Raw genomic sequence first — 15,014 nt, 5'->3', positions numbered from 1 at the left:
CGCTGTCACTGGCCGCCCTTCTGCACGTACGCACGGACGAAATCTTCGGCGTTCTCCTCGAGCACGTCATCGATCTCGTCGAGCAGGTCGTCGGTCTCCTCCGCCAGTTTCTCGCGACGCTCCTGACCCGCGGCGTCTACACCCTCGGGACCCTCGTCCTCGTCGCCGCCCCCGGTGCGCTTGGTCTGCTCTTGTGCCATGGCAGCCGACCTCCTCTGTCCTCAACATGACCGGACCTGAATTATGAGCACGGCCCGATCATGAGCAATGTGCGTGCTCGTTCTTCAACCCTACCCAGCAACACCGGCGAGGTGGCGGATCTGTGTTCAATTCGCTGTCCTGTTGTGTTCGCTTACGTAGTCAGCTGTTCCACCAGATCGGCGGCCGAGCTCACCCCGTCGAGCAGTTTGCCGACATGTGCCTTGGTCCCGCGGCGCGGTTCCAGCGTCGGAATTCGCACCAGCGAATCGCCGCCGAGATCGAAGATCACCGAATCCCAACTGGCCGCCGCGATGTCGGCGCCGAAGCGGCGCAGGCATTCGCCGCGGAAGTAGGCGCGGGTGTCGGTAGGCGGGTTGGTCATCGCGTCCAGCACCTGCTGCTCGGTGATCAGCCGCTTCATCGAACCGCGCGCGACCAGGCGGTTGTAGAGGCCCTTGTCCAGGCGCACGTCGGAGTACTGCAGGTCGATCATGTGCAGTTTCGGCGCGGACCAGGCCAGGCCCTCGCGCTGGCGGTAGCCCTCGAGCAGGCGCAGCTTGGCGGTCCAGTCCAGCAGGTCCGAGGTATCCATCGGATCACGCTCGAGCAGGTCCAGCACCATGGCCCAGTTGTCCAGGATGTCGCGGGCGCGCGGGTCGTCGACGCCCTCGCGGTCCATGAACTTGGCGACCCGCTCGTGGTAGAGCCGCTGCAGGGCCAGGCCGGTCAGTTCCCGGCCGTCAGCGAGCGCCACAGCGGTGCGCAGGGTGGGGTCGTGGCTGATCTGGTGCACGGCGGTCACCGGGCGCGCCAGCTGCAGATCCGAGAGGTCCTCGCCGGCCTCGATCAGATCCAGCACCAGGGCGGTGGTGCCGACCTTGAGGTAGGTCGACATCTCGGCCAGATTGGCGTCGCCGATGATGACGTGCAGGCGGCGGTACTTGTCCGCGTCGGCGTGCGGCTCGTCGCGGGTGTTGATGATGCCGCGCTTGAGCGTGGTCTCCAGGCCGACCTCGACCTCGATGTAGTCGGCGCGCTGGGACAGCTGGAAGCCGGCGTGGTCACCGGACTGGCCGATGCCGACCCGCCCGGACCCGCAGATGACCTGGCGGGAGACGAAGAACGGGGTGAGCCCGACGATGATCTGGTTGAACGGGGTGTCGCGGCTCATCAGGTAGTTCTCGTGGGTGCCGTAGGAGGCGCCCTTGCCGTCGACGTTGTTCTTGTACAGCTGCAGGCGCGGGGCGCCGGGGACGCTCGAGGCGTGCCGGGCGGCCGCCTCCATGACCCGCTCGCCCGCTTTGTCCCAGATGACCGCGTCCAGGGCGTCGATGACCTCGGGTGCGGAGTACTCCGGGTGCGCGTGGTCGACGTAGAGGCGGGCGCCGTTGGTGAGGATCATGTTGGCCGCGCCGACCTCGTCGGCGTCGATCACCGGGGCCGGGCCGTTCATCCGGGACAGGTCGAACCCGCGCGCGTCCCGCAGCGGGGACTCCACCTCGTAATCCCAGCGGGTTCGCTTCGCACGCGGTACTCCTTCGGCGGCGGCGTAGGCGAGTACCGCTTGCGTGGAGGTGAGAATCGGGTTCGCCGACGGCTCGGTGGGAGTGGAGATGCCGTATTCGACCTCGATACCGATAATGCGCTGCATACCTCGAGCCTAGGCGACGCGATGTGCCGGGCCTGCCGCACCCGGGATTCGGCGCGCCCGATGTCGTTCCCGCCGGGGATATTCCGGGCGGTGGACCCGATGTCATCCTCGGAGTCGTACTTCCGGAGGACCCGGCGCACGGGCCCGGATCCGATAGTCGATACATGACCGAATCGATCGTCGATCCCCGCCCGGACGCGGGGCGGCACCGTACACCGGAGGAGCCCGCGCGGCCCTCCCGTCTGGTCGCGCTGGACGTGCTGCGCGGCATCGCGATTCTGGGCACCCTGGGGACCAATATCTGGATACTCACCGATCCGGAGGGGCTGCTCGGCTACATCTCCGCGCTCGGCGGTTCCGCCGAGGGCGGCTGGATGTGGACCGAGCGGGTGCTGCAGCAGGTGGCCCAGGGCAAATTCCTGGGGCTGCTGACCATCATGTTCGGCATCGGGCTCGCCATTCAGCAGCGCTCGGCGGTGCGCGGCGGGCGCCGCTGGCCGGGCAAGTATCCGTGGCGGGCGGGGTTGCTGTTCCTCGACGGTTTGCTGAACTTCGTGTTCGTGGCCGAGTTCGACGTGCTGATGGGGTACGCCGCGACCGGCCTGGTGGTCGCCTATGTGCTCGCGACAAGTGAACGGGCACAACGTCGTTGGCTGATCATCGCGGCGAGCGTGCACACCGCGATGCTGACGCTGATCGCGCTGGCTATCGCGTTCGCGCCGGGCGGCGAATCCGCGCCGCGCGAGCCGCTGGAGCCGAATCCCTATGCGGACGGCTCGTTCTGGGATCTGGTGCTGTTCCGGCTGGAGCACGCGGCGATATTCCGGGTGGAGGCGATCTTCGTCTTCGCCATGTCGGTGGCGCTGTTCCTGGCCGGTGCGCGCCTGTTCCGGGCCGGGCTGTTCAGCGCCGAGGGCGCGCGAATCCGCAAGCGGCTCATGCTCGCCGGTGTGATCGCCGCGCCGATCGACCTGGCCGCCGGGATCCTGGTGGGCGGTGACGTGGTGGTGTTCACCCGGTACGGCACCGCCCCGTTCGTCGCGTTCGGCCTGCTCGCGCTGGTCGCCGAGTTCTATGTGCGCCGGCCCCGGGTCGGTTTCCTGGGCCGGCGGCTGACCGAGGTCGGGCGGACGGCGCTGAGCTGCTACATCCTGCAGAACCTGGTCGCCTCGGCGTTCTGCTACGGCTGGGGTCTCGGCTGGGCGGCGAAGGTCGCCCCGGGCGCCTACGTGCCGTTCACCATCGGCATGTACGCGCTGGTGGCGCTGATCATCGTCACCGCCGCCCACCTGTGGTTGCGCCGCTTCGAGCGCGGGCCGGTGGAGTGGTTGTGGCACAGCAGTTATCGGGTGCTGGCCCGGGAACGCTGAACACCAGTTCGACCCGCGAAGAACACGAGTAGTCCGCTACTCGTGTTCTTCTCGTCCGCGGACGGCACGCTCTGTACATCGAGTCCGCACACCGAAACCTCCGGCGCCGCCCGGAAATACGGAGATCTTTGATGAAAGCCTCGGTCCGCGAGGTCTGGCTACCGTTCAACGCGCCGCTACTGGCCCACGGAACCCCGGAGCTCACCCCGGACGAGATCGATCCCGTCTTCCGCCGGCTGGAGGAATTGGAAACGTTGTTGCGCGGCCGGATGGTGCACCACCACAGTGGCTCCGTCATCATGCCGTTCGCCGCGTTCAACTCCTGGCCCGCCGACGCCCAGCTCGGGTTGTTGTCGATGGGCTGGGCGATGGGCCCGAAGTTCCAGTTCCCGCGCTTCCAGGATGCCGCGTTCACCCGCGACTGGCTCCGCTGCGCCGCCACCTGCCGCATCAATCCCGAAGCCGGCCGGATTCCCCGCCGAAACGACCGCAACCAGCAGTTGTTTCGCAACGCCTTCCGGGTCGAGCACGAAGAGCTCGACCCGGAAGCCCTGCTCCTGCGAGTTCGCTGAGTACCGGAAAGCCCTGCAACAGCATGACCGGTTGCCCGTACAACGAGGTGTGGGTGGCGAACTCGCGGGGGTCGGGGTCACCTCGACTATTTCATCGGCGGGTCGGATGCCCGTCCGCCGGAATTCACGGTCCCTCCATCGCGGCTGGGTACAACAAGGAGCATGCCCCGTCTGCTCTCGCTCGCCGCGCTGGTCGTCGCGTTGCTGTCGGCGACCCTGGCACCGGCCACCGCCCAGGCCGAGTCCCGGAACCGCCATGTCGTCGTCTTCGGCGTCGACGGCTTGACCTGGGACTCGATCCCGCCCGCGGACACACCCACCCTGGATGAGCTGATCGCCACCGGCTACAGCTCGCAGAGCTGGCTCTACGCACCGCCTTTCGCGCCGACGGTGAGCGGGCCGGGCTGGGCCACCGTCCTGACCGGCGTCTGGCCCGACCGGCACCGGGTGCTCGGCAACGACTTCGCCGGCCATGCTCTCGGGCGCTATCCGGATCTGCTGAGCCGGGTCGAGGCGGGGCTGCCCGGCGCGCGGACCTACGCGGCGACGGATTGGCAGCACATCGACGAGTTCATTCTGGGCGACGGCATCGACCGGAAGCTGGTGCTGCGCGACGACTATCGCGTCAACGATCAGCAGGTCGCCGACGACGCGTCGGCCTGGATCGCGGAGCACGGGCCCGCGGCCTCGTTCGTGTACTTCGGCAACGTCGACGAGTCCGGCCACACCTGCGGCACCGCCGGGGCCTGCTATCGGCCCGCGATCGAGGGGGTCGACCGCCAGATCGGCCAGGTGCTCGCCGCGATCCGCGCGCGGCCGGACTTCCGCTCCGAGGAGTGGCTGTTCCTGGTCACCACCGATCACGGGCACACCCCGGGCGGCGGGCACGGCGGCACCTCCCGCGCCGAGCGGCAGACGTTCCTGATCGCGGCGGGCGCGGGTGTACCGCACAGCGTGCCGGTGCTCGAACCGCGGCTGGTCGACGTGGCGGCGACGGCGCTGGATTTCCTCGGCGTGGCGCGCACCGGCCTGGACGGTGTGCCGATCACCCAACCCTCGGCCGACCCGTTCGACACGCTCGCGCCCGGCCTGCGGCCCCGCCTGGACGAGCCCGACATCCCGGCCGCGCTGCACGGCTGGACGCACCGCACCCCCGCGGGCTGGAGCATCGACAACTCCGGCATGCGCGGCGGCGTGGCCGAATGGCGGGGCTGGTCCTTCACCACCGACGAGTTCTGGACCGCCACCCAGCGCGGCCAAGCCCGGGAGTCGAATGTGCGGGCGCGGGGCGTGTTCGCCGTCGCGGACTCCGACGAGTGGGCCGACAAATTCTTCCGCGGCCGGTTCAACTCCCGCCTGGTCGCGCCGCCGGTGCCGGTCGCGGACGCCACCACCCTCACCCTCGGCTTCGCCTCCCACTATCGCAAGCACGGCGGCGAAACCGCCGCCGTGACCGTCTCTTTCGACGACGGCCCGCCCCAGCGGGTGCTGACCTACACCGGCGACGTCACCGCCCGCGTAGAGCACCTCGACATCCCCGTACCGGCCGGGTCCGCCACCGCGCAGGTGGCCTGGGAACTGAGCGCGGGCAACAACGATTGGTACTGGGCGGTCGACGCCCCGACGATCAGCACCTCGGGCGTCCGCACGGGACTGGCCGTTTGGATACCGTGAGCGTATGGAGTTCGCACAGGGGTGGGACAGCCACGCCACGCTGGTCGACGGACGGTGGGTCGAGCGACGGCCGCGCCGGCCCGAGGTCGCCGAACAACTCCGGCGCGAGACCCGGCTGATGCCTTGGCTGGCACCGCGATTGCCGCTCCCGGTTCCGGTTCCCGAACTCGTCACCGACGCGCCCTTGGTCGTGCGGCATGCCCTGGTGCCGGGCGCGGCGACCGAATCGCCCACCGCCGAGCACGGACTCGGGCTCGCGCGATTTCTGCGTGCTCTGCACGACACCTCCGCGGCCGAGGCGTTGCGCCACGCCCTGCCCCCGGCCGCCGCGACCCGGAGCGACCGCGCGGCGGCCATCGAACGCTTCGAAGCCGACGTCCTCCCGCTGATCCCTGTCGCACAGCATGATTCGGCGCTGGCCATCCTGCACGCCCTGCGCGCGGCCCCCGCGGACACCGTCGTGCACGGCGACCTCGGCCCCGAGCATGTCCTGACCGAGAACGGCCGCCTCACCGGCGTGATCGACTTCGGCGACGCCCATCTCGGCGACGCCGCCAACGATCTGGCCTGGCCCCTGTTCGGCGCACCGGCCGAGTTCGCGGCGGCGTTCGGCACCGCCTACGGCGTCACCGATGAGCTGCGCCGGCGCGCGCTGCTCTGGCATCGGCTGGGCCCGTGGTACCAGGTGACCTACGGCCTGGATATCGCGGACCCCGACGTCGTGCGAGACGGCGTGGCCGGAGTTCTGGCCCGCTTGTAGCCCGCACTCACACGTCGAAGTACAGGTCGAATTCGTAGGGGTGTGGGCGGATGTTGATTTCGGCGATCTCGGTGTCGCGTTTGAGGCGGATCCAGGTTTCGATGAGGTCGTCGGTGAAGACGTTGCCCTCGGTGAGGTAGTCGTGGTCGGCTTCGAGCCGGTCGATGACTATGTCGAGGCCGGCGGGCGTTTGCACGACTTCCGCGGATTCCTCGGGGGTGAGCTCGTAGAGGTCCTTGTCGATGGGGGTGGCGGGTTCGATTTTGTTCTTGATGCCGTCCAGACCCGCCATCATCATCGCGGCGAAGGCGAGATAGGGGTTGCCGGAGGAATCGGGGCAGCGGAATTCCAGACGCTTGGCGAAACGGTTGCTGCCGGTGACCGGAATGCGCACGGCGGCCGAGCGATTGCGCTGGCTGTAGACCAGATTGACCGGCGCTTCGTAGCCGGGAACCAGGCGCTTGTAGGAGTTCACGGTCGGATTGGTGAACGCCAGCAGTGACGGGGCGTGCAGCAGCAGGCCGCCGATATAGTGGCGCGCCATATCCGAGAGCCCGGCATAACCGGCTTCGTCGTGGAAGAGCGGTTCCCCGTCTTTCCACAGCGATTGGTGGACATGCATACCGGAGCCGTTGTCGCCGAAGAGCGGTTTCGGCATGAAGGTGACGGTCTTGCCGGCGTTCCAGGCGGTGTTCTTGACGATGTATTTGTAGAGCTGCAAATCGTCGGCGGCGGCCAGCAGCGTGTTGTATTTGTAATTGATCTCGGCCTGCCCGGCGGTGCCGACCTCGTGGTGGCCCTTCTCCAACTCCAGCCCGGCGGCCTGCAGATTGGTGCACATCTCGTCGCGCAGATCGACATCGTGGTCGTAGGGCGCGACCGGGAAATAACCGCCCTTGGCGCGCACCTTGTAGCCGCGGTTCAGGGTGCCGTCGGGGTTGCGCTTCGCGCCGGTGTTCCACGAGGCCGACGACGAATCCACCTCGTAGAAGGCGCTGTTGATCGAGGTGCGGTACCGCACGGCGTCGAAAATGTAGAACTCGGCTTCCGGACCGAAGTAGGCGGTATCGGCCAGCGCGGTGCTGCGCAGGAAATCCTCGGCCTTGCGGGCGACATTGCGCGGGTCGCGACTGTAGGCCTCGCGGGTGTGCGGGTCGTGCACGAAACAGTTCATGTTCAACGTTTTCGCGGTCCGGAACGGATCCAGCCGCGCGGTGCGCAGATCCGGCAGCAGCAGCATGTCGGATTCGTGGATGGATTGGAATCCGCGCACCGAGGATCCGTCGAAGGCCAGGCCGTTCTCCACCAGATCGTCGCCGAACATCACGGCCGGCACCGAGAAGTGTTGCTGCACACCGGGTACGTCGCAGAACCGGATATCGATGTATTCGACGTCCTGCTCGCGAATGAAGTCCTGAATCGCTGCGGTGGTGTGGGCGATCGACATGGCTGCACTCCTCGCGGATCGGCGAGGCGACCGTCCCGACCAGGTGCTGCTCGCCGATTTCACCATACGACTCGGGCCCACGGCCCGGAGCGAGAATCGGCGCGCGGCACAAAGACACCCGTCCGGGTTCGGCATTCTGCCGCTACCGCCGCGGCCCGCCGTGCGGTGAGCTGAACCACACGCCCGCCGCCTCGGCGCGCGCCGATTCCGAAAGGCCCGAGATGAATTCGTCTGCGCTGCACGCGTTCCGCCGGAACAGCGCGGTGGCTGCCCTGTGCTGCGCGGTCACGGCCGCGATCCTGCCCGGATTCGCCGCGGCCGAGCCGGGACGCACCTGGTACGTCGGCGCCGACGCCGCGGCGGACGGAAACGGCTCGCAGACATCACCTTTCAACTCGCTGGCGGCGGTGCAGGCCGCGGCCGGGCCGGGTGACACGATCGTCGTGCTCGCCGGGTCCAGCCCACTGGACGGCGGCCTCGCCCTCGCGCCGCGTCAGAAGCTGCTCGGACGCGGCGGCACACTGACGAACACGACCACCGCCCACGACGGCGACGCGGTGCGTTTGGCCCCGGACACCGAGGTCCGTGACCTCACCATCGCGGGCGCGCAGCGCGCGGGCATCTACGGCCGCAACGTCGGCTCGGTGCTGCTCAGCGGCAACACCGTCAGCGGCACCAACCGCGCCTGCCGCACCGGTTTCGTCGTGCAGCCGTTCCCGCCGATGCTGGGCGTCCCGTTCGGCATGTCGCTGCCCGCGGCGCCGAACCTGGTCGCGCTGACCAACGGCTGGGCCGGGATCATGGTCGACTCCGACACCGGCCCGAGCACCGTGACCATCGAGCGGAACACGGTGCGCGACACCGCCTGCGGCGACGGCATCGATGTCCGCACCAGCGGCGCCGCGCAGGTCAGCGCCACCCTGACCGGCAATCTCACCGAGGACATCAACGAGGGCCTGTCCAAGTTCTCGGTTCTGGCCGTGGGCTTGCAGAGCACCGGCGCCTCCGCGCTGACCGCCACCCTGCGCGACAACGTGCAGCGCCGAATCGCCCTGCCCGCCAACGATCCCAAGAACGCGGTGGCCGACAGCGAGGGCCTGTTCATCAACGCCGCCGAGCGGGCGCGGATGCGGATCACCATCGCGGGCAACCGCTACGAGCAGGGCGGCGGCCACTTCTCCGCCAACGGCATCGAATTCGTCACCAGCAACGGCACCCCCGACAGCGAGGTCACCCTGACCGACAGCGAATTCCGGGACGTGCCCGGCGATATCGTGCAGAACCTGAACCTCAGCAACGAGGGCGCCCGCCACGTCATGACCATCGACGGCCTGGTCGCGAGCGGCTCCAGCTTCCCGGGTGCGGCGCTCAACCCGATCGTGCCGGGCAACCTCGGAACCTGTGTGTTCTCGGCCAGTTTCGGCCGCGCCAATCACACCGCGCTCACCCTGCGCAACGCCCGGCTGAGCCGGTGCAGCGCCGACGGCCTCGGCGTCTACGCCTACTCCCCCGCGGGCCCGGACCCGGCCCGGCATCTGATGACCTTCGCGGTGTCCGATACCACCATCTCCGGTGCGCAGGTCGCCGACCTGCATGTCCGGGCCGTCGGCGATCTCACCCTCACCGGCGCGCTCGCCGGCACCCAGGTGGCGGGGGCGGTCGCACTCGGCCACTCCGGCGGCACGCTGGGCCCGGGCTCGGTGCTCGATTTCACCGGCGGCGGCAACTGCCTGACCCCGGCGGCGGCCGAGGTGCTGGCCCGGTCGCCGCTGCCGGTCCGGACCGGCACGGGGATCTCCTGCGGCTAGTTTGGTCAAGTGCACAAACCCGTGACATACAGTCTTTGCGTTTGCCGCTAGCCGTAAGCCTGGTCGATGCGCTGTTCTTAAAGGGACGCGGAGGTCAGCGCTGGTTGCGCAGGCGATGGTGTGGCCTCTACCACGATGAGTAGACAGGGTCGGGTTTTGGTTTCATCGACAGTCCCGGCGGGCAAGGCCCGTCCGGACACGTTGTGCGCCGCATTCCAGGCGAACGTTGCGCGCTTCGGCGACGCGGTCGCCCTGCGCACCATGGGCGGCGCGCAGACGCTGACCTGGCGGGAGTACGGGGACCGGGTGCGGGCGATCGCCGCCGGGCTGGCCGGGCTGGGGGTCGGGCCGGGCGACACGGTCGCGCTGATGATGACCAACCGCCCCGAGTTCCACCTGTGCGACACCGGCGTGCTGCACACCGGCGCGACGCCGTTCTCGGTCTACAACACCAACCCGGTGGATCTGCTGGCCTACCAGTTCGGCAATGCCGGCAACAAGGTGGTGATCTGCGAAAAGCAGTTCACGCCACAGATTCTGGCCGCGGTGGCCAAGGCGGCCGCGCAGGGCTTCCAGGTCGAGCACGTCATCTGCGTCGACGAGGCGGTCGAGGGCACCCTGTCGCTGGCCGAGGTGGAGTCGAATCCGCACGCGGACTTCGACTTCGAGGCCACCTGGCGCGCAGTGGACCCCGAGGGGCTGCTCACCATCGTCTACACCTCCGGCACCACCGGACCGCCCAAGGGCGTGGAGCTCACCCACACCAACTTCATCGAAAACGCCCGCGTCATCGAGCAATTCGGCGGTGGCGGCCGGGACGACCGGGTGATCTCCTACCTGCCCGACGCGCACGCCGCCAACCGCTGGTTCGCGCACTACCTGACCATGCTCGAGGGCGGCCAGATCACCACGGTGCCGGACTTCAAGCAGGTCGCCGCCGCGTTGAGCGAGGTGCATCCGACCGTCTTCCTCGGCGTGCCCCGGGTGTGGGTGAAGGTCAAGGGCGCCCTGGAGGAGCGCTTCGCCGCCGAGAAGCCGCTCAAGCGCCGCCTGGTGCACTGGGCTATCGGCGTCGGCCGGGCCCGCGCCCGGGCCGCCTCGGAGGCCCGCGCGCTCGGCGCGGTCGAGCAGCTCCGGTACGGCATCGCGGAAAAGCTTGTGCTGTACCCGATCCGGGAGAAGCTGGGGCTGGAGCAGGTGCGCGCCGCGGTCACCGGGTCGGTGGCGATCCCGCGCGAGGTGCACGAGTTCTTCCTGGGCCTCGGTCTGCCGTTGTGTGAGGGGTACGGCATGACCGAGTGCACCGCGGGCGCCACGCTGAACGGCCCCGAGCGGGTCAAGATCGGCACCGTCGGCACGCCGCTGCCCGGCGCGGAGATCAAGCTCGCCGACGACGGCGAGGTCCTGGTGCGCGGCAAGATGGTGATGCGCGGCTACCGCAACGACCCGGAGAAGACCGCCGAGACCATCGACGCGGACGGCTGGCTGCACACCGGCGACATCGGGACCATCGACAGCGACGGCTACCTGTCCATCGTCGACCGCAAGAAGGAGATCATCATCAACGCGGCCGGCAAGAACATGTCGCCGTCCAATATCGAGAACACCATCGCCGCCTCGACCGCGCTGGCCGGCACCGTGGTGGTGATCGGCGAGCAGCGCCCGTTCAACACCGCGCTGATCTGCCTGGATCCGGATCTGGTCGCCGCGTTCGCGCAGCGGCACGGGATCACCGCGACCTCGACCGCCGAGCTGGCGGTGGATCCGCAGGTGCTGACCGCGATCGAACAGGGCGTCGCCGAGGCGAACAGCAAGCTCTCCCGGGTGGAGCAGGTCAAGAAGTACCTGGTGCTTCCGGACGTGTGGGAGAACGGCGGCGACTGCCTGACCGCCACCGGAAAACTCAAACGGAACCCCATCGCAGCTCGTTATACCGCTACGATCGAGGATCTTTACTCGCAGTAAGTTGGGGAGATCGGCCATGAAGTCAGCGTGCACCCGGAGTCCCGGATGAGCCCTGCAGGCGAGGCCGCGCGCCTCGGCGCCGACCGGGTGCGCGCGACCCGCACCGTGACCTTGTTCGAGGATCTGCACCGGCGAGCGGCCTCGATGGTGGATGGCTTCTACTCCGAGCTGCCGCCCTACACGCAGATGCCACAGTCGCTGGTGGAGACGGATTTCGCGCGGGGCACCAAGCTCAACGTGGATCTGTTCTTCGACTTCCTGCGCCGCGGCGCGGAACCCTCGGACGAGGACACCCGGGAGCTGGTCGAACTCGCGATGGAACGGGTGCGCGACGGCACGCCGCTCACCGACGTGCTCGACCGCTACCGGCTCGGCGCGACCTCCCTGTGGGAGCGGCTGCGGGCCTCGGCCGGGCCCGGCGAATCCGACGCGCTGCTGGATGTGTCGCTGGCGCTCTTGCAGTACGTCACGCTGGTGACCACCCGGATCGCCACGGCCGCCACCCAGCGGTCCCACGATCCGCGGTGGGAACTACTGGAGCGCCGGCGCGGCATCGCCGACGCGCTGCTCACCGGGCAGGATCCGGTGGAGTGGGCCAACGATCCGGTGATCCCGGTCGCCGACGCGTTCCTGGTCGCGGTATTCCGCCTGTGCGGCACCAACGGCGGTCCCGCCTCGGCGCTGCGGCACCGGGTCGAGGCCATCCCCGGGGTGTTCCTGCGCCTGGACGCGGGCGGCTGGACCGCGCTGATCCCGCTGCAACCCGGCGACGACGGCGCGGCCACCCTGGCCGGGCTCACCGCCCGCCTGCCCGCGCAGCAGGCCGGGCAGACGCCGCCGTACTGGGTCGGGGTGGGCGCGTCCCGCACCCGCGCCGAGATCCCGGTGATGTACGCCGAAGCCCGGGTACTGGCCGAACTCGGCCGCTGCCTGACCCGCCGCGAAATCCTGTGCCGCCGCACGAATCTGCAATTCGAGTACACCGTGGCCGTGAGTGACGCCGCGCGCCCGGGCCTGGCCTCGGTGCTCGCGCCACTGGACGCGCAGCCGATGCTCGCCGAGACGCTCGAGGTGTTCGTCGACAGCGGGTTCAACCAGCTCGCCACCGCCCGCCAGCTCAACGTGCACCGCAACACGGTGACCTACCGGCTGTCCCGGGTGCACGAACTGACCGGGCTGGACCCGCATCGCCCGGCCGACGCGATGACGTTGTCGGCGGCCCGGCTCGCGCGCCGGCTGGAGTCGGCCTCGTTCGCCCCCTGATTGGTCGAGCGCACAAGACAACCGTCGTTCATCGGGCGAATTGCTGGTACTGCGCACCCCGCGCTGTGCGGTGTGCTGTATCTCGACGATGAGGTCACCTGCGCGGTGCGCGCTTGCCCTGACCTCGCCGACTTCCCAGATGAGGATCAGGCAGTTGAGAATGACGACCCGCGCGCGGTGGCACCGGCGCCGCTTCGCGACGATCGCCGCGGCCGCGATCACCACCCTCGGCTTGACCGTGCAGACGGTGCCCGCCCAGGCGGTCCCCACCGCCGGGCCGGTGCCGACCGCGCCCGCGAACTTCGGGCTGCCCGCCGATTTCCAGCCGAGCCCCGAGCGGTACGGCATCGGTTATGAACTCGGGCACGTGGTGCCACTCGCCGACGGCACCCAGTTGCAGACCGAGGTCCGCTACCCGACCGACCCGGCCACCGGGCAGCGCGCGGGCGGCGAGTTCCCCGTCGTCGTCAACTTCACCACCTACGGCGCCCTGACCAGTTCGCTGGCCGCCGCCGTGACCAGCGTGGTCGACACGCTGCACATCGCGCTGCCCGATCAGCTGAAGGACGCGCGCCGAATCATCAACCAGGCCACCAGTGCTCAGGACACGCTGGTGCGCCGCGGCTACATCGAGGTCATCGCCGACGTGCGCGGCACCGGTGGTTCCACCGGCGCCTGGAATCCGGCCTCCGACCAGGACGGCGTCGACGGTGCGCAGCTGGTGGACTGGGCGGCGAAGCTGCCCGGCTCCAACGGCAAGGTCGGCATGTACGGCTATTCGTTCCCGGCGCTCTCGGCGCTGCGCACGGCCGAAACCGTCGGTCCCGGTTCGCCGTTGAAGGCGATCGTGCCGATGGCCATGCCCAACAACATCTTCAACGAGGTGCTCGGGCACGACGGCATGATGAGCCCGCTGCTGCTCACCGTCATCTCGGTGATGGTGCCGTACCTGAGCCTGATCGGGCCGTTCCTGACCGCGGCGGTGTCACCGCAGACGTTCCTGCGCGCGCTCGGCGATCACCTGGCGGCGCTGGTGTCCTCCGACTCCACGATCAAACTGCTGCTGGAGGCGTATGCGGGCGGACCGCTCGCCTATGACGGATCCTGGTGGCAGGAGAGGCGTTTCGAGACCGGGCTGGCCAAGCTGGTGGAAAACGACATCGCCATGTATCAGGTCGGCGGGCTGTGGGACCTGTACCAGGAGGGTCCGTTCCGCAACTACTCGCAGTTGCAGAACCTCTCCGCCGGGCGCGACCAGTTCGCGCCGATGGCGCCGGGCCAGCCGACCGACGGACGCTTCCAGCTCATGATGGGCCCGTGGTACCACGTCGGCCTCGGCTCCGGGCCCGGGTCGCGGCTGGACACCACCATGATCACCGTGGCCTGGTTCGACCGGTGGCTCAAGGACATGCCCAACGGCATCGACGAACTCGACAACACGCTGCACGTGATCGACCCGAACAATGTGGCCGTCTCCACGGCCCGCTACCCGTTCGAGCAGACCGCCATCCAGCAGCGCTACTTCGACGGCGATCGGCTGGTGGCGCAGCCGCCGGCGGTGCCCGACGCCTCGGATCGCCTGGACTACAGCGGAATCGACACCATCTGCAACCGGCAGTCGCTCGGCCAGTACGCCGCGGGCCTGTTCGATTTCGTGTTCCGGCTGTTCACCGCCTACAACCCGTGCACCGAGTGGGTGCAGGAGCCGGTCGCGGGGCGCAAGTACACGATGGATCCGGTGACCGAGCCGACCATGCTGGCCGGGCCGGGCAGTATCGCCCTGTACGCGTCCTCGACCAGCACCGACGCCGCCTTCCAGGTGTGGCTGGACGACGTCGCGCCGGACGGGACGGCCGTGAACATCACGGGCGGTTCGCAGCTGGCCAGCCAGCGCCTGCTGGAGGAGTCCAAGACCTGGCGGGCGCCGGACGGCACCGTCTACGGCCCGGAGCATGTCGTGCGCAAGGACACCGAGCAGCTGCTGACGCCGGGTGAGGTGGTCCGGATGGAGATCAAACTCCGTCCGACCTTCTACCGGCTGGAGCCGGGCCACGCGCTGCGCCTGCGCATCACCACCGGCACCTTCCCGTCCACGATTCCGATTCCGACCGATCTGCCCCGGCTGCTCGGCTCGTCGCAGCAGATTCACCGGGACGCGGCCCGGCCGTCCAGCATCGTGCTGCCGCTCGCGCCGGCCTCGGCGTTCTAGCAGGTGATCACTCGGGGTCCCCGGCGAATTTCCGCCGGGGACCCTTTGCGTACCTGGCGAATTCCCCCTCAGCTCACCGAAACCCGCACCGTGC

11 protein-coding genes are annotated in these 15,014 nt (G+C 69.0%); 8 read left to right on the top strand and 3 right to left on the bottom strand.

Translation table 11 applies throughout. The features are described from left to right. Positions 1-5: 5 nt before the first annotated feature. Positions 6-200, bottom strand: a complete 195-nt coding sequence (locus AB0H76_RS09350) for a ubiquitin-like protein Pup (protein WP_194813738.1) — start codon at positions 198-200, stop codon at positions 6-8. A gap of 152 nt (positions 201-352) precedes the next feature. After that, the gene (gene dop / locus AB0H76_RS09345) at positions 353-1,852 is read right to left on the bottom strand and encodes a depupylase/deamidase Dop (RefSeq protein ID WP_357319672.1); all 1,500 of its coding nucleotides are present in this window, start codon (positions 1,850-1,852) and stop codon (positions 353-355) included. A 164-nt stretch (positions 1,853-2,016) separates the two neighbouring features. On the opposite strand from dop, the gene AB0H76_RS09340 reads away from it, so the two are divergent. The 4 genes from AB0H76_RS09340 (at position 2,017) to AB0H76_RS09325 (ending at position 6,228) form a co-directional block, all read left to right on the top strand. Beyond that, a complete protein-coding gene (locus AB0H76_RS09340) occupies positions 2,017-3,222 on the top strand; it encodes a DUF418 domain-containing protein (RefSeq protein WP_357319670.1) in 1,206 nt (401 codons plus the stop codon). Positions 3,223-3,353: 131 nt separating this feature from the next. Then, positions 3,354-3,794 (top strand): hypothetical protein, encoded by a 441-nt coding sequence (locus AB0H76_RS09335; protein ID WP_357319667.1) that lies wholly within the window; start codon positions 3,354-3,356, stop codon positions 3,792-3,794. Between the two features lie 162 nt (positions 3,795-3,956). Further along, a complete protein-coding gene (locus AB0H76_RS09330) occupies positions 3,957-5,468 on the top strand; it encodes an alkaline phosphatase family protein (protein WP_357319664.1) in 1,512 nt (503 codons plus the stop codon). 4 nt (positions 5,469-5,472) lie between these two features. After that, positions 5,473-6,228, top strand: a complete 756-nt coding sequence (locus tag AB0H76_RS09325; RefSeq protein WP_357319661.1) for a phosphotransferase — start codon at positions 5,473-5,475, stop codon at positions 6,226-6,228. A gap of 7 nt (positions 6,229-6,235) precedes the next feature. Here the strand turns inward: AB0H76_RS09325 and glnA are convergent, their stop codons facing one another. Further along, the gene (gene glnA / locus AB0H76_RS09320) at positions 6,236-7,675 is read right to left on the bottom strand and encodes a type I glutamate--ammonia ligase (protein WP_357319658.1); all 1,440 of its coding nucleotides are present in this window, start codon (positions 7,673-7,675) and stop codon (positions 6,236-6,238) included. A gap of 221 nt (positions 7,676-7,896) precedes the next feature. On the opposite strand from glnA, the gene AB0H76_RS09315 reads away from it, so the two are divergent. The 4 genes from AB0H76_RS09315 to AB0H76_RS09300 all read left to right on the top strand — a co-directional run bounded on the left by AB0H76_RS09315 (position 7,897) and on the right by AB0H76_RS09300 (position 14,920). Then, on the top strand, positions 7,897-9,483 hold the full coding sequence (locus AB0H76_RS09315; protein WP_357319656.1) for a right-handed parallel beta-helix repeat-containing protein: 1,587 nt from the start codon (positions 7,897-7,899) through the stop codon (positions 9,481-9,483). Positions 9,484-9,639: 156 nt separating this feature from the next. Further along, positions 9,640-11,448, top strand: coding sequence for an AMP-dependent synthetase/ligase (locus tag AB0H76_RS09310; protein ID WP_357319653.1), 1,809 nt, complete (start codon positions 9,640-9,642; stop codon positions 11,446-11,448). 45 nt (positions 11,449-11,493) lie between these two features. Then, positions 11,494-12,711 carry a helix-turn-helix domain-containing protein gene (locus AB0H76_RS09305; RefSeq protein ID WP_357319651.1) on the top strand — a complete coding sequence of 406 codons (1,218 nt, stop codon included), beginning with the start codon at positions 11,494-11,496 and terminating at the stop codon, positions 12,709-12,711. Between the two features lie 160 nt (positions 12,712-12,871). Beyond that, positions 12,872-14,920 (top strand): CocE/NonD family hydrolase, encoded by a 2,049-nt coding sequence (locus tag AB0H76_RS09300; RefSeq protein ID WP_357320551.1) that lies wholly within the window; start codon positions 12,872-12,874, stop codon positions 14,918-14,920. Positions 14,921-15,014: the final 94 nt, after the last annotated feature.

The organism is Nocardia sp. NPDC050712 (assembly GCF_040654295.1).
Lineage (GTDB): Bacteria > Actinomycetota > Actinomycetes > Mycobacteriales > Mycobacteriaceae > Nocardia.
The sequence above is the reverse complement of the archived record's forward strand: the minus strand, read 5'-3'. Positions and strand labels throughout refer to the sequence as shown.

Coding starts and splice junctions, on each gene's coding strand:
- AB0H76_RS09340 (WP_357319670.1), top strand. CDS start 2,017: ATGACCGAATCGATCGTCGATCCCCGCCCGGACGCGGGGCGGCACCGT.
- AB0H76_RS09325 (WP_357319661.1), top strand. CDS start 5,473: ATGGAGTTCGCACAGGGGTGGGACAGCCACGCCACGCTGGTCGACGGA.
- glnA (WP_357319658.1), bottom strand. CDS start 7,675: ATGTCGATCGCCCACACCACCGCAGCGATTCAGGACTTCATTCGCGAG.
- AB0H76_RS09350 (WP_194813738.1), bottom strand. CDS start 200: ATGGCACAAGAGCAGACCAAGCGCACCGGGGGCGGCGACGAGGACGAG.
- AB0H76_RS09315 (WP_357319656.1), top strand. CDS start 7,897: ATGAATTCGTCTGCGCTGCACGCGTTCCGCCGGAACAGCGCGGTGGCT.
- dop (WP_357319672.1), bottom strand. CDS start 1,852: ATGCAGCGCATTATCGGTATCGAGGTCGAATACGGCATCTCCACTCCC.
- AB0H76_RS09305 (WP_357319651.1), top strand. CDS start 11,494: ATGAGCCCTGCAGGCGAGGCCGCGCGCCTCGGCGCCGACCGGGTGCGC.
- AB0H76_RS09300 (WP_357320551.1), top strand. CDS start 12,872: ATGACGACCCGCGCGCGGTGGCACCGGCGCCGCTTCGCGACGATCGCC.
- AB0H76_RS09335 (WP_357319667.1), top strand. CDS start 3,354: ATGAAAGCCTCGGTCCGCGAGGTCTGGCTACCGTTCAACGCGCCGCTA.
- AB0H76_RS09330 (WP_357319664.1), top strand. CDS start 3,957: ATGCCCCGTCTGCTCTCGCTCGCCGCGCTGGTCGTCGCGTTGCTGTCG.